The sequence below is a fragment of the Roseovarius salis genome (assembly GCF_044472985.1).
GTDB classification, from domain to species: Bacteria; Pseudomonadota; Alphaproteobacteria; order Rhodobacterales; family Rhodobacteraceae; genus Roseovarius; species Roseovarius salis.
Genome location: NZ_JBISDG010000025.1, coordinates 18,265 through 40,531 on the forward strand (window position 1 = coordinate 18,265; position 22,267 = coordinate 40,531).

Here is a 22,267-nt window from a genome sequence, read left to right on the forward strand (position 1 = left end):
GGATCACCATTTCTTCTGGACGCGGTCACGAAGGTAGATCGCCGCGGCGTTCATCAGGAAAAGGAACATCCGCAACACGATGATCGCGGCGGCCGTCTTGGCCGCGAACGCGCGTTCGGGGCTGGTGGACCACGTGTAGATCTGCACCGGCAACGGCGCGGCCGGGTCGAGGAAACCCGACGGCGCGTCGGCGACGAAGGCGATCATGCCGATCATCAGCAGCGGCGCAGTTTCGCCGAGCGCCTCGGCCATCGAGATGATCGTGCCCGTCAGGATGCCCGGCAGGGCGTTCGGCAGGACGATCTTCGTCACCGTCTGCATCTTTGACGCGCCGAGTTCGAGCGCGGCGGTCCGCAAGGATGGGGGCACGGCGGCGATGGCCGCCCGCGCCGCGATGATCATCGTGGGCAGGGTGAGCAGCGACAGCGCCAGCCCGCCCACGAGCGGGCTGGAGCGCGGCATGTCGAAGACGCGTATGAATACCGCCAGAGCCAGCAATCCGAACACGATCGAAGGCACGGCGGCAAGGTTGCGGATGTTCACGTCGATGATCTTGGTGAACCAGTTCCTGGGGGCGAATTCCTCGAGATACACCGCGGCGGCCACGCCGAGCGGCAGGCTGACGGCCAGCGTCACCGTCAGCATCAGCGCCGATCCGACGACGCCGGCGAAGATGCCTGCCACCTCGGGTGAGCGGCTGTCGCTGCGCAGAAACAGGTCCCATGCGAATGCCGAGCGGAGCGCGCCCCGCGATACCAGCATGTCGATCCATTCCAGCTGCCGGTCGCTTGTACGGCGGTTTTCCTGCGCCACGGACCTGTCGACCACCCCCTGCATGATGTTGTGGACGTCATCGGACGCCGGGAGCCAGATCGTCCGCGTGGTGCCGATCATCGCCGGCTCTTCCAGCACGCGCTCCATCAGCTGGAAGCTCGCATCACTGCTGATCAGCCCCCTCGCTTCGCGCCGCGCGGCACGGGTTTGCGGCCGGCCGCCCAGCCGGTCATGGAGCGCATCGCGGACATAGGCGCGGTAATCTGCCGCCTTTATGGCCGTCTCGTCGGCCTGCCTGCCGCCTGCGAAATCCTTTTCCGGCAACGTGATTTCCAGCCCGATCTGCGTCTGCACGAAGGCGGTCCGGGCCTGCCATAAAATGCTGCCGAACAACGTGACAAGCATGCCGACCGCGATGACGACGGACAGGATTCCCAGCCATTTGAGCAGGCGCTCGCGCTTGCGCCGCGACCGGAGGCCGGCGGTGAAATCCTCCGAGCCGTACCAGCCCGTCGCGGAATCGGGGCGGTCAGTCATATTGATCCCGGTATTTTTCCATGACTTGCAGTGCAAAGAGGTTCAGCATCAGCGTGATCGCGAAAAGGGCGAGCGCGAGCGCGAAGGCAGACAGCGTCATCGGGCTGTCGAAGGGCTGATCGCCTGTCAGAACGGTGGTGATCTGCACGGTGATGGTGGTGACGGCCTCGAAGGGGTTGAGCGTCATGTTCGCCGCAAGACCCGCCGCCATCACCACGATCATCGTTTCGCCGATCGCGCGGCTGGTGGCGAGGACCATGGCGCTGACCAGGCCCGGCAGGGCCGCGGGCAGGACGACGCGCACGATGGTTTCGCCCTTTGTGGCACCGAGCGTGTAGGCAGCCTCGCGCAGGCGCCGCGGTACGGAGTTGATCACGTCGTCGGACAGTGAGCTGACGAAGGGGATAATCATGACGCCCATGACCGTCCCGGCGGCAAGCGCAGATTCGGAACTGGCGGGCACTCCGATCGCCTCGCCGAGGTCGCGGACCCACGGGGCGACCAGCGTCGCGGCGAAGAAGCCGTAGACGACCGTGGGAATCCCGGCGAGGATCTCGATGATGGGTTTCGCTGCCGACCGCACGCGGTGCGGCGCGAATTCCACCATGTAAATCGCCGAGAACAGCCCGATCGGGCCGGCCACCGCCATGGCCAGCGCCGCGATGACGGTGGTTCCGACGAGAACCGGGATGAAACCGAAGGATCCTTCCTGTCCGACCTGGCCCTCACGGATTGCCGTGATGGGCCGCCAGTCCATGCCGAAGAAGAACTCGGCCGGTGAGACCTGTGCGAAGAACCGCAGGGAATCGAAGACGAGGGTAAAGACGATGCCCACCGTCGTCAGGACGGCGACCGCGGAACATGCGATCAGCAGCCAAAGGAAGATCCTCTCGGCCGCGTTGCGTGCCTGGAACGCGCGCGAGATCGGGCGCAGCGCATAGATGCCAAGCGCGACCGAAATGAGGATGGCGCCCGTGCCTATGATCCAGTCCGCCAGCACGTTGAGCCGTAGCAGGCGGCCGGCGGCTGCCTGTTCTATCTGGGTGACATCCGTGACCGTGAACTGCGAGTTGGCGATCGCCCACAGACGGGCCACCACCAGCGAAGCGCGTTTGCCGTCGAGGTATGCGTCCGGCAACCCCTGGAGAACGATCCATTCTGGCACGACGCCTTTCAGCGCCATTCCCGTCAGAAGGAAGATTACTGCCGGCAGCAGCATGCACAGCGCCACCCACATGCCGTGATAAAACGGGCGCGAATGCATCTCGCGCGCCATGCCTGCCTCCAGCCGCCGCGCCCAGCGAAGGCCGAGCACATAACCGAAGCCCGACAGGATCAGAACGGTATATGTGGCAAGCGATAGCGTCATAACGTCCCCGCAAGGGATACGTTAGCTGTTTCTTGTGACGCTTTCGTAACGCGGCAACCGCAGCCTGCGCGGCAGAAAATCAGGCCGCCCGTCCGCCGCCTTGCCCGGTTGTTCGTTGGTCCCGATCAGTGATCGCGCAAAAGGCTGCCCAGACCGGGCAGCCGGTCATCGACCCCCGCGAGCCGCAGGCAGTCCCACAGCATCGCCTGGTTCGAGCAGATCGCGGGCTTGCCAAGCCGCTGCTCGATCCTGTCGATCACCTCGATCGATCGCAGCGCCCCGCAACTCAGCAGAACCGCGTCGGCCTCGGGCGTGTCGAGCGCCTGCGCGTAGTCGACAAGGTAACCTGGCGCCACGCGGATCATGTCGGAATCGTAGTTCAGCCCCATGCCATGCGCCTGCAGGACGGTGAACCCGTTGTCCTGCAGATACCTGACCATGGTTTCGTTGAGGTCCGGCACGTAGGGTGAGCCCAGGACGATCCGCCTTGCGCCCACGGCGGTCAGCGCCTTGCGGACGGCGCCTGCCAGCGTGGTGGCTTGCGCGCCGGGCGCGCCCTTCTCCAGTTCCGCGCAGGAGGTCTGCTCGCCCACCGCGACCGTGCCGGATGTGCAGGCAAAGGCAACGACGTCCAGCTTGTCGTCGGGCAGGATGCGGCCCGCCGCGTCCGCCAGCGAGCCGCGCAACTGCCGCAGGCTGTCGGTGGTGATCTCGCGCGGCATCGTCGCGCGGCTGAAATAGGCGCCGACCCCATCGGGCATGTGGCGGATCATGTCCTCTTCGACGGTCTGTTCGTTCGGGATGAGCACGAATCCGATCTTGCCACGCGCATTGCGACCCGCGTCAAAACGCACGGCCCCGAGTATGTCGTTGCAGCCGTTTTCGGCGGTTGGTGCGGGATTGTTCATGGCGCGCATCCTTGTCCGATCGTGCAAACGCAGTGTGCCGGCCATGCCCCGGTTTGGCAATGTCAGTCGCAGGCCGGGCTGCGCCGCCATGGTCAGAAAATGCTTGCGTCCTGCCCGTTCTTCGAAAAAATCGAAAAAGCGTCGGGCCGACTGGGCCGCAGGCCGCCAAGTCGAGGTTGAAGGGGACGGGAGAGACGGTTGGAACGCTCCAAGCTCAGCCTGAAATGGCTGGAAGTCTTCCAGGCCGTGGCGCGTTCGGGGTCGTTGCGCGACGGCGCGGCCGAGCTGGGCATATCCGTCAGCACGGTCTCGCATCACCTTTCGTGTCTCGACCGGGCGGTCGGTGCCACCCTGCTCGACCATAGCCGTCGGCCGATGCGCCTGACCACCGAGGGTGAAACCCTTTTGCGCCATGTTGACGAGGCTCTGACGCTTCTGCGCAAGGGCGTGACCGAGATGTGGTCGGACGACCCTCAGTCGCTGGTGCGTGTCCTGCGCATCGCGCATATCGAGGATTTCGATCCCGATGTCGCCCCGGCGCTGGCCGACCGGCTGGCGCGCGCGCTGCCCGCCTGCGAGCTGTCCATGCTGTCGCGGCCCAGCCACGAGATAATCGAACTCCTGCAAGGCGAGGATGTCGATGTCGGGATCGCGGCCTCGACCGAGATCGACATGTCCGGGTTCGCCGAGTCCCCGCTGCTTCGGGATCCGTACCTGCTGGCGACACCGCTTTCGGCCGAATGGTCCGCCGAAAGCGCCGCGGACCTCACCGAGCTGAGCCGCCGCCTGCCGTTCCTGCGCTACAGCAAGAAACAGCTGATCGGCCGCCGGGTGGAGGCGCATCTGCGGCGGCTCGACCTGCGTCTGCCCGGCCGCATGGAACTCGAAAGCAGTCAGTCGATCATGGCCATGGTGGCGGCCAATCGCGGCTGGACGGTCACGACGGCGCTCAGCTATGCGTGCGCGGGCCGTTTCCGCCAGAACATCCGGCTGTCACGGTTTCCCGGCAAGGCCTTTGCCCGCCGGATATCGGTCTACCGCCGCGACTCGGTGCCGTCGGATTTGCACGCGATGATCGCGGGTATCCTGCGGCAGGCGGTACAGACCATGGTGGTGGAGGATACGCTGGCGCTTCAGCCGTGGCTCGATGGACAGTTCGGCTTGCTTACGCCGGATGATCCGCTCACGGCCGGATCGGAAACGCCGCCCTGATCGCGGCGTCCTGCTCGGCGGTCAGGTAGCAAGGAGTGTGCCCGGCGAGGATGGCGCGGGCCTTTTCCCGCGCCCGCTGCCAGATATCCCGTGCTCCGTTTTCCTCCCATGCCGCGGGCGTTTCCCGGTCTGCCAGATCGGGATAGAAATAATCCCTTTCCATGGCCGCGTATGTCGCCGGCGCGCCAAGGAAATTGCCGTCTCCGCGGACAGCGTCGCATATGGCGTCATAGGCGAGCGTGTCGTCGCTGACCTCGATACCCCGCAGGGTGCGGTAGATCGCGGCATGCATCTCGTCATCGAGAATGAAGGCTTCGAAACTGGCCCCCAGAAGCGAGGCCGTCATGCCGGAACTTTCATAGACCAGGTTGCCGCCGGCCAGCCCCGCCGCCAGTGCGGTCAGGCCCTTTTCCACGCCGTACTGGGCGTCGAGCGCCTTGGCGTCCGTCATCGAGCAGGCGACACCGGACGGCAGGCCGAGCCAGTTCGACAGCTGCGCCGACGCGGCGTTGAGCACCGCGATCTCTCCGCCGCCGCCGGCAAAGGCGCCGGTGCGCAGGTCGATCACAAGGGGCCAGTTGGAAAACACCATGGGGTGACCGGGGCGGATCACGTTGACCATCACGAGGCTTGCCAGCGTTTCGGCCAGCGACTGCGCGAGGAACCCCGCCAGAGTTGCCGGGGCCGTGGCGCCGGACTGTGCGGCGGTGATGCATGACAGCGGTATATTGTGGGCGATGCATTCGTACACCACGTCGACGGCGTCCGCGCCGAACCGCATGGGCGATATGATCGGGCTGACATGCGCCTTGAGAAACGGGCGGCGTGCGAACGCACCGTCCCCGCCCGCCGCGATATCGAGCATCCGCACGATCGGCGCGACATGCTTGGCAAGCGTGAAGGACGTCGCGACCGGCTTGGTCGTGTTGGTGATGAGTGCATGGGCCGTGTTGACATCGAGTTCGAAGCTGTCCTCGATATCCGTGGCGATGCAGCAACGGGTGAACCAGCTCACATTGTTCAGCCTGTCCTGAAGCCGCGTGAAATCATGCAGGTCGCGCAGGGTGGATGGCCGGTAACGGCCGGTATCCAGGTCGAGGGTCTGGACGGCCGCGCCGCCGGTGCCGAAGTGGACACGGTCGCCGCCGACCTCGATCGACCGCGCATCGTCCCTGCCGTGAAAGACAAATGTCTTGGCCGCGCTGTCCATGGCGTCCTCGACCAGCGCCGCCGGCAAGAGCACGCGGCCCTCTTGCGTGCTGGTCGCGCCGGCGGCCAGCAGGTCGGCGCGCAGGCGGTCGGGCACGTCGCCGATGCCGAGTTCTGCCAGCAGGCGCAGCGCCGTGTGATGGATGGCCCGCAGGTCGGGCTCGCTAAGCGGGGCGTAGCGGCCGCCGGGCTGACCCGGCGGGCAGGGGCTGACCGGCCCGCGGCTGCGCTGCCTGAGCCTGTTGCGGCGTCCCCCGCCACGTCTGCCGGTTTGGGCCATGCCGTGCCTCCCTTTCCTGCAACATCAAACGTCACCCTTTGCGCGGCGCGCAATCCCTCCGATACATGGCCGGGTATTTCCAACCACGGGTTCGATTTTTTCGAAACAGGGGCTGGCGGCTTGATCGGCCCGGCCCAAGGCGGCGTCCTGCGGGTAGTTACAGGGAGGCGGTCCATGAAATCGCGTACGAAGGTGGTTGTCATCGGTGGCGGCATTGCGGGGTGTTCGGCGCTTTATCACCTCACGCGCGAGGGCTGGAGCGATGTCATGCTGCTCGAACGGGACGAGTTGACCTCTGGCACGACGTGGCATTCCGCGGCGCAGGTCACCAATTTCGGCATGAACCAGACCATGGTCGGCCTCAAGAGCCACTCGATCGCGCTCTACAAGGAACTGGCCGACGATCCAGACTACCCGATCAACTATCACCATGGCGATGGCGGCATCCGTCTTGCCGGGAGCGATGCGCAGATGGACGGGTATCGTCATTTCGCCTCGATGGCGCGCGGCGTCGGGGTGGAGTTCGAGGTCATCGATGCGAATGAATGCGCCCGCCGTCATCCGCTGATTTCGACCGATGGTCTTGTCGGCGGGCTGTGGGATCCAAATGATGGCGACATAGACCCTGCCCAGCTCTGCCAGGCGCTGGCCCGCCGCGCCCGCCGTGCCGGGGCCGAGGTGCACCGCCACACACCTGTCACCGGGCTGAGACAGTTGCAGGACGACACGTGGATCGTCGAAACGCCGAATGGCCGGGTGAACGCCGATATCGTGGTCAATGCCTGCGGCTACAGGGTGAACGAGGTTGGCGCGATGATGGGCGTGCATCATCCGGTAATGTCGATGGAGCACCAGTATTTCGTGACGGACGAGATACCGGCGATCCGCGGGGCGCGCCACCGGATGCCCCTCATCCGCTGCCCGATCAGCGACTTCTACAGCAGGCAGGAGAAGTTCGGCCTGCTGGTGGGATTCTACGAACAGGATTGCCGGACGTGGGGCATGAACGGTATCGACCCGCGGTTTTCCAACGACCTCTGCCCCGACGACCTGGACCGGATCGCGCCGGTGCTCGAGGGCGCCTTTGCCCGTATGCCCGCGCTGACCGAGGTCGGCATCAAGTCCGTGGTCAACGGGCCAATCACCTACACCATTGACGGTGCGCCGCTGGTGGGGCCGGTGCCGGGGCGGCGCAATGCCTATTGCATCATCGGTCTGCGCGCCGGCCTGGGCGAAGGGGGCGGGCATGGCTGGCTGCTGGCCCAGCAGATCGTGCATGGCGAGGCGGAATATGACACCTGGCCGCTCGACCCGCGACGCTTTACAACGCATGGCAACGTCGAGCTGTGCGCGCTCAAGGCAGTCGAGGAATACCGAAACGAGTTCCGCTTTCACTTTCCGCACGAACACCGCCCGGCGGGCCGGCCCGTCAAGACCACGCCGCTGACGCCGGTGCTGGCCGCTGAAGGGGCGCGGTTCGGAGTCGTCAACGGGTGGGAGCGCGTGGATTACGTCCCGCCCGCGCCGGATTTCGAGGAAACCCACGGTTTTCGTTTCACCGAGGCCGAGGACGTCGTCGCCGAGGAGGTGCGGGCCGTGCAGGCCGGGGTCGGGCTGGCCGAGATCAGCGGCTTCAACCGGATCGAGATTACGGGTGCCGACCGTCACGGTTTTCTCGACCGCGTGGTTTGCGGCGCGGTCCCGAGGAGCGCCGGGAAGGTCGGGCTCGCCTATCTGCTCAACGATCACGGCATGATGAAGGCCGAGGCAACGCTAGCGAACCTGCCGGAGGGCCCGCGCGGGCCCGAGCGCGTCTGGTACGGGTCGGCCGCGGCGGCCGAGATGCACGACATGGAGTGGCTCAGGCGACATCTGCGCCACGACGAGGATGTGCGGCTGCGGTCACTGACCAACGATGTCACGGCGCTTGTCCTTGCAGGTCCGGCGTCGCGCGACGTGCTGTCCGCGGTTTCGCGCGACGATTGGTCTGCCGCGGCTTTCCCGTGGCTGTCGGTGCGCGAAACATTTGTGGGAATCGCCCCGGCCACCGTCATGTCGGTCAGTTTTTCCGGCGAGCTGGCCTACGAGATACACGTTCCCAATGCCCAGCTCCATGCTGCTTACCTCGCGCTGCGCGAAGCCGGCGAGGGGCGTGGGATGCGACTTTTCGGCGGTCGGGCGGTGGAGTCGATGCGGCTCGAAATGGGATACCTGCACTGGAAGTCCGACATCCTGACGGAATTCGACCCGTTCGAGGCCGGGCTTGATCGCTTCGTTCATCTCGACAAGGGCGATTTCACCGGGCGTGACGCGTTGGAAACCCGGCGCGCGGCGGGTCCGCGGCGCCGGCTCGTCACGCTGGTGGTGGACTGTGACGACAGGCCGGCACATGGCGGTGCCTCGGTTCTGAACGACGGGCGCGTCGCGGGCACCGTGACGTCGGGCGCGTGGGGCCACCGGACCGGTCTGAACCTCGCGCTGGCCTATGTCGAACCCGGGCTTGCCGAGCCGGGGCGCCGCGTTCTCGTCGACATGCTCGGAACTTGCTTCGAAGCCCGCGTCGTGCCGCCCGGCCCCTATGGCCGGAGCCTTGCGCGTGAGCCCTCATGACGGGGCCGGGCGCGTGGCGGCGGGTCGTCCCGCGAAACCCTGTTCGGAAACGGCCGAATGGGCTATGCATGAAACGCCTCGATCCGCGGTCGCGGCCGGGGCGTGCCCTTGAAAGGAAAGTCATTTCAATGTCCCGAGTCCCGCCGTCAATTCCCTTTTACCGCACCGCCCGCTTCCGGGCAGCCGCGCCGGACTGCGCAGCCATCTTTCGCCGAGCCGTCTCGAACATCTGGGAGATCAACGCATGAGTGTCACCGTGCTCAAGGCGGCAACGCCGCGTGCCCCGTCCGAGACCGCGGACCTGAGAGACATGGTTTCCGTGATACTCGCCAATATCGCCAGCCATGGCGAGGACGAGGTGCGCCGCTATGCCGAGACCCTTGACCGGTGGACAGGCCCCGTCCTGCTCGACGCTCAGGCGCGACAGGCCGCCGCCGCGCGCGTGCCCGCAGGGCTGAAGGAAAGCATCGCCTTTGCCCATTCCAACATACGCCGGTTCGCCGAGGCGCAACGGGCAACGCTCACCGACTGCACGGTGGAACTCTTCCCCGGCCATTGGGCCGGGCAGAAGAGCATACCCGTCTCCAGCGCGGGGTGCTACGTGCCCGGAGGGCGCTACAGCCACATCGCCTCGGCGCTGATGACGATCACCACGGCCAAGGCCGCGGGTGTGCCGCATATCGTGGCGGCATCGCCCCCGCGCGATGGCAAGGGGATACCGGACGCGATCGTCTACGCGATGGACCTTGCGGGCGCTGACCATATCCTGAACCTCGGGGGTGTGCAGGCTATCGCCGCGATGGCCGAGGGGCTGTTCGGCCTGCGGCCGGCGGATATCCTCGTCGGCCCGGGCAACGCCTTTGTCGCCGAGGCCAAGCGGCAGCTTTTCGGGCAGGTCGGGATCGACATGTTCGCCGGTCCGACCGATACGCTCGTGATCGCCGACAAGACCGCCGATCCCGAAACCGTCGCGTGGGATCTGGTCGGGCAGGCCGAACACGGCCCCGACAGCCCTGTCTGGCTGGTCACCGATCACCGCCCGCTGGCCGAGGCCGTGATGGACGCCGCGCCGCGTCTCGCCGCCGAACTGCCCGAGCCGAACGGCCCCGCGGCTGTGGCGGCATGGGACGCGATGGCAGAGGTCACGCTATGCGACACGCGCGAGGAGATGGCCGAGGTCGCCGACCGCTACGCCCCCGAGCATCTGCATGTTCAGGCGGCCGAGCTCGACTGGTGGCTGGGGCGTCTGTCGGTCTACGGCTCCTTGTTCCTGGGGGCCGATACGACCGTCCCCTTCGGAGACAAGGCGTCGGGGCCGAACCATGTTCTGCCGACCAGCGGGGCGGCCCGCTATACGGGCGGTCTGTCGGTGCACAAGTTCCTCAAGACGGTCACGTGGCAGCGCGGCAGCGAAGAGGCGCGCGACCGGCTGGCGCGGGTCACCGCCGATATCTGCCGTCACGAGGGGATGGAGGGGCACGCCCGGTCGGCCGAATTGCGCCGCGATCAGGCACCTGCCGCCGTCCAGCCTGCCCACGGAAAGGGCGCGTGAACACGGCTCATCGGGGGGGCAAGCTGATCGGCCAGCACAGGTTGGGTGTTTCGTCTGCCGAGCGTGAAGAGCCGTCACGAGGTCGTGCCTGACACGTTGGAGGCGAGTACCGGAATCGAACCGGTGTAGACGGATTTGCAATCCGCTGCGTCACCACTCCGCCAACTCGCCGCCGGTCTCGTGGTCGCCATCGCTTATCCGATTGCCGGGCCTTGTGCAAGGGGCGGGCGCCAGTCTCTCGTTCTGATTGACATTGTCGGCCCCCCGGATATGTGGCACAAGACTCCGGCAAGATTGACCGCGAGAGTTTAGCAGATGACCGACTACGCCGCGCGCCGCACCATGATGGTGGATACCCAGATCCGACCCGCGGAGGTCACCAAGTTCCCGATCATCAGCGCGATGCTTTCCGTGCCGCGCGAGGATTTCGTGCCCGCCCATCTGCGCGAAGCCGCGTATATGGGCGACAACATAGACCTTGGCGAGGGGCGCGTCGTGCTGGAGCCGCGGACGCTGGCCAAGATGCTGGATGCGCTCGACATCCAGCCCGACGAGCTGGTGCTCGATATCGGCTGCGCATTCGGATACTCCTCTGCGGTGCTGGCCCGCCTCGCCGGCGCGGTCGTCGCGGTGGAGGATGATGCGGACATGGCAGGAGAAGCCAAGACGCGCCTGACCGAGCACGGGGCGGACAATGTCATCCTTCACAGGGGGGCGTTGAGCGACGGCGCGGCCGAGCACGGGCCGTTCGACGTGATGCTGATCGAGGGCGCGGTGGCGCATCTGCCCGAAACGCTGACCGACCAGCTCAAGGATGGCGGCCGCATGGCGTGCCTTTTCATGGAGGGCACGTTCGGGGCGGTCCGCGTGGGATACAAGATAGATGGTCACATGACGTGGCGTTTCGCATTCAACGCCGGCGCCCCCGTGCTGCCGGGTTTCGAGCGCCACAACGCCTTCACACTGTAAGGCGGAACTAGCCACGGAGCGAGAGACGATGCCAGCCGTGAGGAAGAGCCGGATCGTGGGGGCGCTGTTTGCCGCGGCACTCGCGAGTTTTCTGCCCAGGGCCGTTACGGCCGAAACGCTGGCGCAGACATTGGTGAGCGCTTACGAGAACAGCGGTCTGCTGGAGCAGAACCGTGCATTGCTGCGCGCGGCGGACGAGGACGTGGCGCAGGTTGTCTCGGGGCTGCGACCGATCATAAACTGGCGCGCGGAGATGGGCCGCGAGTTCGGCCGGATCGAAAACAACGGCGTTTCCAATGGCATCTCTGCTACCGATGCCACGCTGTCCCTCACGCTCGATCTGCTGCTGTACGATTTCGGCCGTTCGCAACTGCAGCTGCAGGCGGCCAAGGAAACGGTTCTGGCCACACGCGAGGCGTTGCGCAGCATCGAGCAGCAGGTCCTGCTGCGCGCGGTGTCTGCCTTCATGAACGTGCGTCGCGCGCGGGAATTGCTGTCCGTGCGCCAGAATAACCTGCGGCTTCTCGAGGAAGAGCTGCGCGCGGCGCGGGACAGGTTCGAAGTGGGCGAGGTGACCCGCACCGACGTCGCGCTGGCGGAAGCGCAGCTTGCGTCGGCGCGCAGCGGGCTGGCATCGGCCCGGGGTGACCTGACCCGCGCGGTCGAGGAATTCCGCAATGCGGTCGGCCGTGCGCCCGGCAACTTGCGCCAACCGGCGCAGCTGCCGAACCTGTCGGGCAACGTGGATGCTGCCAAGAGCATCGCGCTGCGCAACCATCCCGACATGAAACAGGCACAACGCGACGTGGCGGCCGCGGACCTTACGGCATCCGCGGCCCGAGCCGCGATGAAGCCGACCGTGAACCTCACCACGCGGCTGTCGGCCGGCGAGGAAGTGGGCGGCGGCGACTACACGCGCACCGGCAGCGTGGGGGTGTCCGTTTCGGGGCCGATCTATCAGGGCGGGCTGCTGAGCTCGCAGGTTCGGCAGGCGTTGGCACGGCGCGATTCGCTGCGCGGTCAGCTCCACCAGACGCGGTTGCAGGTCGCGCAGGATGTGGGAAGTGCCTACGCCACGCTTCTTGCCGCGCAGGCCAGCCGCCAAGCGGGTCAGGAACAGGTGCGGGCTGCGCGCGTGGCCTTCGAGGGCGTGCGCGAGGAAGCCAAGCTCGGCGCCAGGACCACGCTGGACGTGCTGGATTCCGAGCAGGATTTCCTCGATGCGCAAGCCGGGCTGATCGCCGCCGAGGCGGATCTTTACATCGCTGCCTACACTGTTCTGGAAAGCATCGGCCAGCTGACGGCGAAGGATCTCAGGCTCAACGTGAAAACCTACGACCCGGCCACGTATTACGACCTGGTCAAGGATGCCCCCGTTCCGATCAGTCCGCAGGGGCAGAAACTGGAGCGTGTCCTGCGGGCCCTGGGCAAAAACTAAAAACGCTTTGAAATTGTTGTGCGGATACGCCGGCGAGGGTAAACTGCCCCGAGGCTAGAGTGGTAAATCAAAATGTCGGATCCCGTAACCAACGTGGAAATCGAGGACGTCCTGTCCTCAATCCGCCGCCTTGTGTCTGCCGAGGAGCGCGAAGAAGAGGGCGAGACCGCGCCGCAGCAGGAAACGAAAGTGGAGGGGGAAAAGCTGGTCCTGACCCCTGCGCAGCGCGTGGACGAGTCGCCGGAGACACCTGGATCGGAGGACGAGGCGGAGTACGGCTATGACATGGAGCCGCCCTTCGCACCGCGCCGTGAAAACCGTTTCGACGAGGTTGAAGACGCGGAAATCGTCGAGGGGCCGGTCCCTGACCCGGAACCGGATGCCGTCGCGGATCATGACGACGCCGATGGGGAAGCGTGGGAAGAGGCGTCGCATGATGCCCTGGCCCTTGACGACGATACGGACGGCGATGCCGGGCCGGCGGCGTCCCCCGCGACCGGAGAGGATGGCGGCGAGGTTGACCTCGCTGAGCTGGAAGCCCGGATCGCGGGCTTCGAGGCCGCGGTTGCCGAACAGGATGACGAGTGGGAGCCTGACGGCTCTTTCGAGGAGGCCTATTCCGCTGGCTCCGTTACACCGTTGCCGTGGCAGGACGAGGACGGCCGCGATCACGATCCGGGCGCGGACGGTCCCGCGCGGCCCCGTGACGATGCATCGGGCTCCGAAACCGGGCAAGACGAAGATCTCCCGCACGGGTCAGGCGGGGGGCGCGCGGACGCAGCATCGTGGTATTCCGACGATGCCGTGATCGACGAGGACGCGCTTCGCGACATGGTGAGCGAGATCGTCCGAGAGGAGCTGCAGGGCGCCCTTGGCGAGCGGATCACCCGCAACGTGCGCAAGCTGGTCCGCCGGGAGATTCACCGCGCCCTGATGAGCCAGGGAGTCGAGTAGGGGCCTCTGGCCGATCGTGTGGCCGGGGCTTACGGCAAGGCGTGGAGAAACCTGCCACGTTGCGCGAAACTCGCCACGCACGCCGGCATTATGCCCTCACAGGCTCGGCGAGGCCAAGAAGCAGGTCGATATCGAAATGCGCCTCCATGTGCGCGGCAAGCGCGTCAAGCGCATCGTCCACGCTGTTGGTAAAGGCGAGATCCGATGTGGCGCCCAGCTCGGACAGGTAGCGCGCGCGGAACGCGTCCGATGCGAAGAGCCCATGCAGGTAGCAGCCCCGGATCTTGCCGTCGGGGCTGGCCGCGCCTTCGGGGCGCTCCTGCACCTTAAGCCAGGCGCGGGCGCAATCTGGGCCGGAGGTTTCGCCGAGGTGGATCTCGTAGCCTTCGACCACCTCGTTGCCGGGCAGATAGGCGGCCCGCGTCAGCGCCAGCCGCTTTTCCGGCTTCATGACCGTCACGACGTCCAGATGCCCAAGGCCCGGCACGGAGCCCGGGGCCCCCTCGATCCCGTCGGGATCGGCAATCTCGCGCCCAAGCATCTGGTAGCCACCGCACACGCCCAGCACGTGCCCGCCGCGCCTGATATGTGCCTGCAGGTCGATGTCCCAGCCCTGCGCGCGAAAATGTGCCAGATCGGCGATGGTGGACTTGCTGCCCGGCAGAAGAACGAGATCGGCATCCCCGGGCAGGGGGCGGCCCGCCTCGACGATCTCGACATCGACCTGTGGCTCGCTTGACAACGGGTCAAGGTCATCGAAATTCGCGATGCGGCCGAGACGCGGGACCGCGACCTTGAAGGTGCCGCCCGGCGTGCTGCGAATGTCCATCACGTCCTCGGCAGGCAGGCGCCACGCGTCTTCGAACCACGGCAGAACGCCGAGCGAGGGCCAGCCGGTACGTTGCGTGATCTCTTTCAGCCCATCGTCGAAAAGGCTCACGTCGCCGCGGAACTTGTTGATGGCAAAGCCCTTGATCCGCGCGGAATCGTCAGGGGCAAGAATGGCCCGGGTGCCGACGATCTGGGCGATCACTCCGCCGCGGTCGATGTCGCCCACGAGTATGACCGGCACGCCGGCGGCCTCGGCGAAGCCCATGTTGGCAATGTCGCCGGCGCGCAGGTTGATCTCTGCCGGGCTGCCGGCGCCTTCGACCAGAACAATATCCGCGCTACCGCCGAGGCGGTGGAAACTGTCCAGCGTCGGGGCGAGGAGCTTCGGCTTTGCCTGCGCGTAGTCCCGGGCGCGCAGCGTGGCGAAACGCTTGCCCTGCACGATGACCTGCGCGCCGGTGTCGGTTTCCGGCTTCAGCAGGACCGGGTTCATGTCGGTGTGGGCCGGCCGGCGCGCGGCCAGCGCCTGTAGCGCCTGTGCCCGTCCGATCTCGCCGCCATCCACGGTGACGGCGGCGTTGTTGGACATGTTCTGCGGTTTGAAAGGGGCGACGTTCAAGCCGCGATTGGCAATGGCCCGGGCCAGACCGGCAACGATCATCGACTTGCCCACGTTCGATCCCGCGCCTTGGATCATGATCGACTGCGCCATGCCGTCCCTTTCCTGTCCTTGTCCGCCTCATTACAAGGCGCAGCGGCGCGCGGGAAGGCCATGAGGCGCCGCGGCGGCATCGGGGACCGGCATGGTCAACGAAAAAGCCCTGCCGCAGGGGCAGGGCAGATCCGCTTTGCCGGTTGATCCGGTTTCAGGCAGCTTCTGCCTGTGCCGCGAGGGCCAGCGCCGCCGCGTTGCGGCGTTCGCTTTCCTCGCGCGACAGGGCCACGGAGGTGCGCACACCCTTTGACACGAATTCCATGAGACCGGAAACGACCCGCTCGTTTGGGTCGATGCCGGCGCAGCTGAGAACTTCGCGCCCGTCGCGCGAGCGCGCCCAGCGGGCGATCTGTTCCGGTCCGTTGCCATACTTCTTGTCATCCGAGATGGCATCGTCCAGCGCGGCCAGCACCACGGCCGCGAAAAGTTTGCGCGCACGGTTGCCCTGTTCGGCGTTGAAGGCCGTGCCGTCAACGAAATCCTTCATGATTCGTCCTTGGTGTTATTGCTCTTGTCTTTTCGGCGTGACGGTGGTTATGGCTGAGTTTGATCGATTCGGATAGCCCGCAAACGCATAGCTAGCTTGCATATAGTGCATAGCTTTCTGCAGTTGCAGCACGATATATCGTCACCTTGCCCGGCACCGCCGCTCAAGATATAGGGTCGGACGAGATTTGATCAACCTTTCGACATGGAAGTGCCACGATGCCCAAGATCAACGGAAACGAAATCCGCCCTGGCAATGTCCTGGAACATAACGGTGGCCTCTGGAGCGCGGTCAAGGTCGAGCACGTCAAGCCGGGCAAGGGCGGTGCGTTTGCGCAGGTCGAACTGCGCAACCTGCGCAACGGCTCCAAGCTCAACGAACGTTTCCGCAGCGCCGACAAGGTGGAGCGGGTGCGCCTTGAACAGCGCGACATGCAGTTTCTCTACGAGGATGACGGGCTGCTTCATTTCATGGATGCCGAAACGTTCGAGCAGACCTCGCTGCCCGCCGACATACTGGGTGCACGCCGCGCGTTCCTTCAGGACGGGATGACGATCACCGTGGAATTCTACGAGACCGAGGCGCTCAATGCCACGCTGCCCCAGAAGGTTACGTGCCGCGTGGCCGAGACCGAGCCGGTCGTGAAGGGACAGACGGCGGCCAACAGCTTCAAGCCCGCGGTGCTCGACAACGGGGTGAAGATCATGGTGCCGCCGTTCGTCGGGCCGGACGAGGCGGTTGTCATCAACACCGAAACGCTGGAATACGACGAACGCGCCTGAGCGTTACACGCCGCAGCGATCCAGCAGGCGGCTGACAAGACGCCCGTAGCCCCCGCCGAACAGGCGAAAATGCACGAGCGCCGGCCAAAGTTGATAAACGGGCCGGCGATCCTCGTGACCGGTCTGCAGCGGGCCGTATCCCGCGAAGAACTCCGCTGGCGGGCTTGCGAACAGGGTCAGCATGGCCAGGTCCACCTCGGCGTCACCGTGGTAGCACGACGGGTCGATTAGGTAGGCCTGATCCCCCGAAAAGAGTGCGTTGCCGGTCCACATGTCACCGTGCAGCAGGCTGGCGGGCGGGGCCGCCGGCAGGAGATCGGGCAGGCGGTCGCACAGTGCCTCCAGCCGCGCGGCCAGACCGGCGGGCAACACAGGCAGCGACGGGCGCAACCTGTTCGCGGCCCAGAAACGCGGCCATGGGTCGGCCGCCCCGTTGGGAACCGCCACGACGCCCAAGGCATGGTCCTCGTGCCAGCCATACGCGTCGCCATGCGTGGCGTGCAGCCGGGCAAGCGCCGACCCGAGCGCCCGCCATCCCGGCGGCGTGGCCACGGTCTCTTCGAGGAATCCAAGCACGGCCAGCCCGTCCTCGACGTGCAAAACGCGGGGAACCGGCGCGCCAGTGTCCGCCATGGCGCGCAGCATGCGTGCCTCGGCGGCGACGGTCGGCCCGGTTTTCGCCACGACGCTGCCGCCGCCGGCAAGCTCGGCGCGCATCACCGTCGACAGATCGCCGCCATGCAGCGGCACCAGGCGCTTCACCGGCGCACCGATCCCGGCCTCGATGCGCGAGGCGCAGGTCATTCAGCGCGCGTGACTGTCGCCTCGCCCGCCTGCATTTCGCCCTTCGCCCGGTTAAAGCGCAAAAAGGCGATGCCGCGCCCGCCGGACTGGGTATAGAGTGTGCCCGCCGGTTTGCCGTTGGCCATGATCTCGGTGCCAACCGGGGCCGTGCCATCGACAGTGACCGGAACAAGCCCCTTGTTGAGTTGGGTCTTGTGGCGCATCCGCGCCATCACCTCCTGTCCGACGTAACACCCCTTGCGGAAATCTATGCCGTTCATGCGGTCGAACCCGGCCTCGACGATATAGGTGTCGGGCGTCAGTTCCACCCCGGTTTCGGGGATGCAGTGGGCAACGCGGATCGCGTCGAAATCCGTTCCGTCGCTACCTGCCTCGTCACCGTAGAGCCGCCAGCCGAGCCCGGGGTGCCGCGGATCGGCCAGCGCGCCCGCGGGCGGCGAGCCGGTTCCGCGGTACACCTTGAGGTCCGTTTCCGCGATCTTCACGTCGGCACGCAGCTTGTACATGTTGAGCCGCTTGGCGAGATCCCCGGCAAGCGAACTGTCCACGTCGAGCATGATGCAGTCGCCCCGACGGAAAAGGAAAAAGTCTGCCAGGTACTTGCCCTGCGGGGTCAGAAGCGCGGTGTAAAGCAGCCCGTCGCCCAGTTTCTCGACGTCGCTGGTGACGAGCCCCTGCAGAAAGTGCTCGGCATCCGATCCGGAAATTTCAAAGATTTGGCGTGTCATCGCGCCTCCCATCCGATTTTCATTCGTAATATAAGTGCATGCGAGGTGTCCAACAGGGGCTTGGCATGCGTGCGAAACTGTCCGTGGTCATCCCGACGCTGAACGCCGCGGACGGGCTGGAGCGATCCCTGCCGGCGCTGGCCGAGGGGCTCGGCTTGGGGCTGATACGCGAACTCGTGATCAGTGATGGTGGCTCCACCGACGCCACGCTGGCAATTGCCGAGGCCGCCGGCGCGGAAGTGGTGCAGGGCCCCGCATCGCGCGGGGGGCAGCTGCGGCGCGGCGCGGCGGCGGCCAAGGGCGAGTGGCTTCTTTTCCTGCATGCGGATACCGTGCTGCCGACCGGCTGGGCCGACTGCGTCATCGGCCATCTTCCCGGTGGGCGGCCCGCGTTTTTCCGTCTGCGGTTCGACACTTCAAGCGTGCCGGCACGGATCGTGGCGGCGTGGGCGAACATGCGGGCGCGATGGTTTGGATTGCCGTATGGCGACCAGGCGCTGCTGGTGTCGCGTGACGCTTATGACCGGTCCGGCGGCTATCCCGATATTCCTTTGATGGAGGACGTGGCCCTCGTTCGTCGTCTCGAAGGGCGGCTGGTTTGCCTGCCGCTCGAGGTAACGACGAGCGCGCAGAAGTACCGGCGCGATGGATGGTTTCGCCGGGGGGCGCGGAACCTGTCCCTGCTGCTGCGGTATCTTCTGGGGGCGGATCCGGAACGGCTTGCCCGGCGGTACTAGAAAATCGGCCGCTTGGTTTCGTTGAACGCGGTCTGCACCTGCATGTTGTCGTATTCCGTCGCGATCCAATCCTCGAAGGCGATCGGGCTTGCGGCGTTGCGCTCTTCGTAGAGGTCGAGGATGTAGTCGAGTACGCCCGTCCGGGTCCAGCGGAAATGGATGTATCTGGCGCTCAGCATGCGCCGGGCCTCGGCCACGGGGCGCCCCTCGATCACGAGCAGATAGATCGCGGCGGCGAACCCCGCCCGGTCGGCGCCGGACTTGCAGTGCATGACGAACGGTTTCCCGATCGTGCGGAACGCCTCGATCACCTTTCCGATGTCTTCGGCCGGGGCGGCGTGACGCGCGTGGAAGCTGACATTGACCAGTTCCAGCCCCAGTTCACGGCAGCTTTCCTCCTCCACGAGGTAATGCGCCGCCCCGGCGGCGCCGCGAAGGTTGAGCACCGACCGTATTCCCATTTGCTTGAGCCTGACGAAGCGTTCATGCGTGGGCTGGTTGGAGCGGTAGACGCCCGGTGCAACCGGGTGGAAATTGGTCCAGACCTTGCGCAGGATGGCGTGATCGAACCACAGGTTGTAGATCCGCGCGCGCCGGCGGTTCTCGGGGGTCGACAGGTCGGTATTGTAGTAGGCGCGCAGGTCCCGTTCCCAGTCGGAAATCCTTTTCAAGAGGTTCATGGCGCTCCCGCGTTGCGTGCCCGGCGCGCGTGCCGGGCCGCGTCCATCTAGGGACAAAGTCCTGTCAAGGCAAGCGGCGTATCGTCGATTGACGCGCCCGCCCCGGTCCCTAAAGTCGCGCCGTCAGCAGGGAGGTTTCAAGACATGAGCGACGCAGGCGGCCATCCATACCGCGCCATTCCCGGGCCCTCGGTCGTGCCGGACGCCGTTCTGCGGGCCATGCACCGGGCCGCGCCGAACATCTATGCCGGCGAACTGATCGAGATGACCGAGGGGCTCATCCCGGATCTGCGGCGCGTGGCGCGCACGCAGGGCAGCGTGGCGATATACATCAGCAACGGCCACGGCGTCTGGGAGGCGGCACTGGCCAACGTGGCGCAGCCCGGTGACCGGGTGCTCGTGCCTGCCACGGGACGTTTCGGGCACGGATGGGCCGAGGTCGCCCGCAGCCTCGGGCTGGAGGTGGAACTGGTCGATTTCGGGCGGAGCGCCCCGGCAGATCCCGACCGGGTGGAATCGGTCTTGCGCGCCGATACCGCGCGGAGCATCAAGGCCGTGCTGGCAACGCATGTGGACACCTCCACCTCGGTGCTCAACGACGTTGCCGCGTTGCGCGGCGCGATCGACGCGGCAGGGCATCCGGCGTTGCTGATGGCGGATTGCATCGCCTCGTTGGGGTGCGACCGTTTCGAGATGGACGCATGGGGCGTGGACGTGGCCGTGACCGGCAGCCAGAAGGGGCTGATGCTGCCGCCGGGATTGGGATTCGTGTTTTTCAGTGACCGCGCGGCGCGGGCCCGCGCGGGCCTGCCGCGCGTGTCGAAATACTGGGACTGGGCGCCGCGGGCGGAACCCGAGATATTCTACCAGTATTTCGGGGGCACGGCGCCAACCCACCATCTCTACGGTTTGCGCGCCGCGCTGGACATGATTCATGCCGAAGGGATCGAGGCTGTCTGGGCACGCCACGAGCGGCTGGCGCAGGCTATCTGGGCGGCGTGCGACGCTTGGGGGGCAGCCGGTGCGCTGCGCCTCAACGTGGCCGATCCGGTACATCGCAGCCGCGCGGTGACGTCGCTCTCGCTCGACGCGCCGGATGGCACCCGCCTGCGGGACTGGGTGATGGCCGAGGCGGGCGTAACCCTTGGAATCGGGCTTGGCATGGCTACCGAGGATGATCCGGGGGGTGACGGCTTCTTTCGGATCGGCCACATGGGACATGTCAACGGGCACATGGTGCTGGGCGTTCTCGCCGCGATGGAGGCCGGGATGTCTGCCCTCGAGATCCCCCGCGGGCCGGGCGCGGTCGAGGCGGCAGCGGCGGTGCTGGCGCGCGGGGCCTAGCTCAGCCGCGCCGACCGATCCTGTCTATCAGCAGCTTGAGGCCATACGCCACTGCCACGACGCCGGCCAGACCGAACGCGGCCCGGATGGCGATGAAAAGCCACAGCAAGTTCACAAGCCCCATGATGAGTGCGGCATTCGTATAGTCGGGCGCTTTCTGAAGGTTCCCGCGTCGCATGACGAAATCCTAGCGCGGGAATCGGGCTTGTCAGATCAAATTTTGTACCGGCGCTGTCACGCGCGGGCCTCCGCCAGCGCCTCGGGAAGGATCCTTGCCAGCACGGCCATGTCCTCTGGCCGGCCGCAGCTGATGCGGATGCATCGGTCCTGCGGGGCGACGAAGGGCATGCGCACGAATACCCCGCGCTCCACCAGGCCCGAGAGGACGCGGCGGGCGAAATCGCCGTCCCCGCCGCAATCGACAGCCACGAAGTTGGCGGCCGAAGGCAGGGCGGCAAGGCCGTTGTCATGGGCGATACGGGCGATTTCTTCGCGTGCGCCGGCGGTGCGATCCCGCACCTCGGCCAGCCAGCCCTGATCCCCGAGCGCAGCCAGCGCCCCGGCCTGGGCCACACGGTTGATGCCGAAATGGTTACGTATCTTGTCGAAACCACGGATGAGCCCGGGATGTCCCATTGCATAGCCGATGCGGGCCCCGGCCATACCGTAAGCCTTTGAAAACGTTCGCATGCGGATCACGCGGGGATCGTCCGCCGCGATCGGCGCAGCGGTACCGTCCGGCGCGAACTCGACATAGGCCTCGTCGAGCACCAGCAACGTGCCGTCCGGCAGATCATCGAGCATGGTGGCGATGGTCTCTCCGCTGTGCCACGTGCCCATCGGGTTGTCAGGGTTGGAAAGGTAGACGATCTTGGCGTCCGTCTCGCGCGCCTTGGCGAACAGCGCCTGCGGATCCTCGCGGTCGTTTCGGTAGGGCACCTTCTGCAGCGTCCCGCCGAAGCCGGCCACATGGTAGTTGAACGTGGGATATGCGCCATCGGAGGTCACCACCGTGTCTCCCGGCGCCACCAGCAGCCGCACAAGGTTGCCAAGCAGGCCGTCGATCCCTTCGCCGACAACGATGTTTTCCGGCTTCACCCGGTTGTGCGCAGCCAGGGCATGGCGTAGCGCATGGCTGTCGGGCTCGCCGTATTTCCAGATCTCCGGCACCGCGGCCTGCATTGCCGACACGGCCGCCGGCGAGGGGCCGAACAGGCTCTCGTTCGCACCGAGACGGGCATGGAACGGGGCGCCGCGGGCGCGTTCCTGTTCCTCCGGCCCGACAAAGGGCACGCTGGCGGGCAGGCTGGCGACGAGGTCGGTGTAACGCGGTCCGGTCATGGCGCG

The 22,267-nt window shown here is 66.3% G+C and carries 20 protein-coding genes and 1 tRNA gene; 9 read left to right on the forward strand and 12 right to left on the reverse strand.

The window, feature by feature from the left end; all coding sequences use genetic code 11:
- Nucleotides 1–3 precede the first annotated feature (3 nt).
- The 3 genes from pstA to ACH13J_RS11705 all read right to left on the reverse strand — a co-directional run bounded on the left by pstA (nucleotide 4) and on the right by ACH13J_RS11705 (nucleotide 3,588).
- Nucleotides 4–1,311, reverse strand: a complete 1,308-nt coding sequence (gene pstA, locus ACH13J_RS11695) for a phosphate ABC transporter permease PstA (protein WP_397543517.1) — start codon at nucleotides 1,309–1,311, stop codon at nucleotides 4–6.
- Nucleotides 1,304–2,680: a phosphate ABC transporter permease subunit PstC gene (gene pstC / locus ACH13J_RS11700; RefSeq protein WP_397543518.1), complete on the reverse strand. Its 1,377-nt coding sequence runs from the start codon at nucleotides 2,678–2,680 to the stop codon at nucleotides 1,304–1,306. Before pstC ends, pstA begins: the two co-directional genes overlap by 8 nt.
- A gap of 125 nt (nucleotides 2,681–2,805) precedes the next feature.
- Nucleotides 2,806–3,588 (reverse strand): aspartate racemase/maleate isomerase family protein, encoded by a 783-nt coding sequence (locus ACH13J_RS11705; protein WP_397543519.1) that lies wholly within the window; start codon nucleotides 3,586–3,588, stop codon nucleotides 2,806–2,808.
- A gap of 198 nt (nucleotides 3,589–3,786) precedes the next feature.
- On the opposite strand from ACH13J_RS11705, the gene ACH13J_RS11710 reads away from it, so the two are divergent.
- Nucleotides 3,787–4,800: a LysR substrate-binding domain-containing protein gene (locus ACH13J_RS11710; protein WP_397543520.1), complete on the forward strand. Its 1,014-nt coding sequence runs from the start codon at nucleotides 3,787–3,789 to the stop codon at nucleotides 4,798–4,800.
- Here ACH13J_RS11710 and ACH13J_RS11715 read toward each other — a convergent pair.
- Nucleotides 4,772–6,289, reverse strand: coding sequence for a trimethylamine methyltransferase family protein (locus ACH13J_RS11715; RefSeq protein WP_397543521.1), 1,518 nt, complete (start codon nucleotides 6,287–6,289; stop codon nucleotides 4,772–4,774). The two genes, ACH13J_RS11710 and ACH13J_RS11715, sit on opposite strands and share 29 nt — an antisense overlap.
- 174 nt (nucleotides 6,290–6,463) lie before the next feature.
- Between ACH13J_RS11715 and ACH13J_RS11720 the strand changes: the two genes are divergently transcribed.
- A complete protein-coding gene (locus tag ACH13J_RS11720) occupies nucleotides 6,464–8,899 on the forward strand; it encodes an FAD-dependent oxidoreductase (protein ID WP_397543522.1) in 2,436 nt (811 codons plus the stop codon).
- A 244-nt stretch (nucleotides 8,900–9,143) separates the two neighbouring features.
- Nucleotides 9,144–10,451 (forward strand): histidinol dehydrogenase, encoded by a 1,308-nt coding sequence (gene hisD / locus ACH13J_RS11725; protein WP_397543523.1) that lies wholly within the window; start codon nucleotides 9,144–9,146, stop codon nucleotides 10,449–10,451.
- Between the two features lie 97 nt (nucleotides 10,452–10,548).
- On the opposite strand, the gene ACH13J_RS11730 is transcribed toward hisD, so the two are convergent.
- Nucleotides 10,549–10,622 (reverse strand) — tRNA-Cys (locus ACH13J_RS11730).
- 144 nt (nucleotides 10,623–10,766) lie between these two features.
- Between ACH13J_RS11730 and ACH13J_RS11735 the strand changes: the two genes are divergently transcribed.
- The 3 genes from ACH13J_RS11735 (at nucleotide 10,767) to ACH13J_RS11745 (ending at nucleotide 13,812) form a co-directional block, all read left to right on the forward strand.
- Nucleotides 10,767–11,420, forward strand: a complete 654-nt coding sequence (locus ACH13J_RS11735; RefSeq protein ID WP_397543524.1) for a methyltransferase domain-containing protein — start codon at nucleotides 10,767–10,769, stop codon at nucleotides 11,418–11,420.
- A 28-nt stretch (nucleotides 11,421–11,448) separates the two neighbouring features.
- On the forward strand, nucleotides 11,449–12,858 hold the full coding sequence (locus ACH13J_RS11740) for a TolC family outer membrane protein (protein WP_397543525.1): 1,410 nt from the start codon (nucleotides 11,449–11,451) through the stop codon (nucleotides 12,856–12,858).
- A 72-nt stretch (nucleotides 12,859–12,930) separates the two neighbouring features.
- Nucleotides 12,931–13,812: a hypothetical protein gene (locus ACH13J_RS11745; protein WP_397543526.1), complete on the forward strand. Its 882-nt coding sequence runs from the start codon at nucleotides 12,931–12,933 to the stop codon at nucleotides 13,810–13,812.
- Nucleotides 13,813–13,900: 88 nt separating this feature from the next.
- Here the strand turns inward: ACH13J_RS11745 and ACH13J_RS11750 are convergent, their stop codons facing one another.
- Nucleotides 13,901–15,355, reverse strand: coding sequence for a cobyric acid synthase (locus tag ACH13J_RS11750; protein ID WP_397543527.1), 1,455 nt, complete (start codon nucleotides 15,353–15,355; stop codon nucleotides 13,901–13,903).
- Nucleotides 15,356–15,509: 154 nt separating this feature from the next.
- The gene (locus ACH13J_RS11755) at nucleotides 15,510–15,845 is read right to left on the reverse strand and encodes a DUF6280 family protein (protein WP_397543528.1); all 336 of its coding nucleotides are present in this window, start codon (nucleotides 15,843–15,845) and stop codon (nucleotides 15,510–15,512) included.
- 218 nt (nucleotides 15,846–16,063) lie between these two features.
- Here ACH13J_RS11755 and efp point away from each other — a divergent pair, with 218 nt between their 5' ends.
- On the forward strand, nucleotides 16,064–16,627 hold the full coding sequence (gene efp, locus ACH13J_RS11760; protein WP_397543529.1) for an elongation factor P: 564 nt from the start codon (nucleotides 16,064–16,066) through the stop codon (nucleotides 16,625–16,627).
- A gap of 3 nt (nucleotides 16,628–16,630) precedes the next feature.
- On the opposite strand, the gene ACH13J_RS11765 is transcribed toward efp, so the two are convergent.
- On the reverse strand, nucleotides 16,631–17,431 hold the full coding sequence (locus tag ACH13J_RS11765) for a fructosamine kinase family protein (RefSeq protein WP_397543530.1): 801 nt from the start codon (nucleotides 17,429–17,431) through the stop codon (nucleotides 16,631–16,633).
- On the reverse strand, nucleotides 17,428–18,159 hold the full coding sequence (gene ygfZ, locus ACH13J_RS11770; protein ID WP_397543531.1) for a CAF17-like 4Fe-4S cluster assembly/insertion protein YgfZ: 732 nt from the start codon (nucleotides 18,157–18,159) through the stop codon (nucleotides 17,428–17,430). Before ygfZ ends, ACH13J_RS11765 begins: the two co-directional genes overlap by 4 nt.
- 65 nt (nucleotides 18,160–18,224) lie before the next feature.
- Here ygfZ and ACH13J_RS11775 point away from each other — a divergent pair, with 65 nt between their 5' ends.
- Entirely contained in the window at nucleotides 18,225–18,896 is a 672-nt protein-coding gene (locus ACH13J_RS11775; RefSeq protein WP_397543532.1) for a TIGR04283 family arsenosugar biosynthesis glycosyltransferase, read from the forward strand.
- Here the strand turns inward: ACH13J_RS11775 and ACH13J_RS11780 are convergent.
- Entirely contained in the window at nucleotides 18,893–19,576 is a 684-nt protein-coding gene (locus ACH13J_RS11780) for a tyrosine-protein phosphatase (RefSeq protein WP_397543533.1), read from the reverse strand. The genes ACH13J_RS11775 and ACH13J_RS11780 overlap by 4 nt on opposite strands.
- A 144-nt stretch (nucleotides 19,577–19,720) precedes the next feature.
- Here ACH13J_RS11780 and ACH13J_RS11785 point away from each other — a divergent pair, with 144 nt between their 5' ends.
- The gene (locus ACH13J_RS11785; RefSeq protein ID WP_397543534.1) at nucleotides 19,721–20,920 is read left to right on the forward strand and encodes an aminotransferase class V-fold PLP-dependent enzyme; all 1,200 of its coding nucleotides are present in this window, start codon (nucleotides 19,721–19,723) and stop codon (nucleotides 20,918–20,920) included.
- A 1-nt stretch (nucleotide 20,921) separates the two neighbouring features.
- On the opposite strand, the gene ACH13J_RS11790 is transcribed toward ACH13J_RS11785, so the two are convergent.
- The gene (locus ACH13J_RS11790) at nucleotides 20,922–21,098 is read right to left on the reverse strand and encodes a hypothetical protein (RefSeq protein ID WP_397543535.1); all 177 of its coding nucleotides are present in this window, start codon (nucleotides 21,096–21,098) and stop codon (nucleotides 20,922–20,924) included.
- 56 nt (nucleotides 21,099–21,154) lie between these two features.
- The gene (locus tag ACH13J_RS11795; protein WP_397543536.1) at nucleotides 21,155–22,261 is read right to left on the reverse strand and encodes a pyridoxal phosphate-dependent aminotransferase; all 1,107 of its coding nucleotides are present in this window, start codon (nucleotides 22,259–22,261) and stop codon (nucleotides 21,155–21,157) included.
- Between the last annotated feature and the right edge of the window lie 6 nt (nucleotides 22,262–22,267).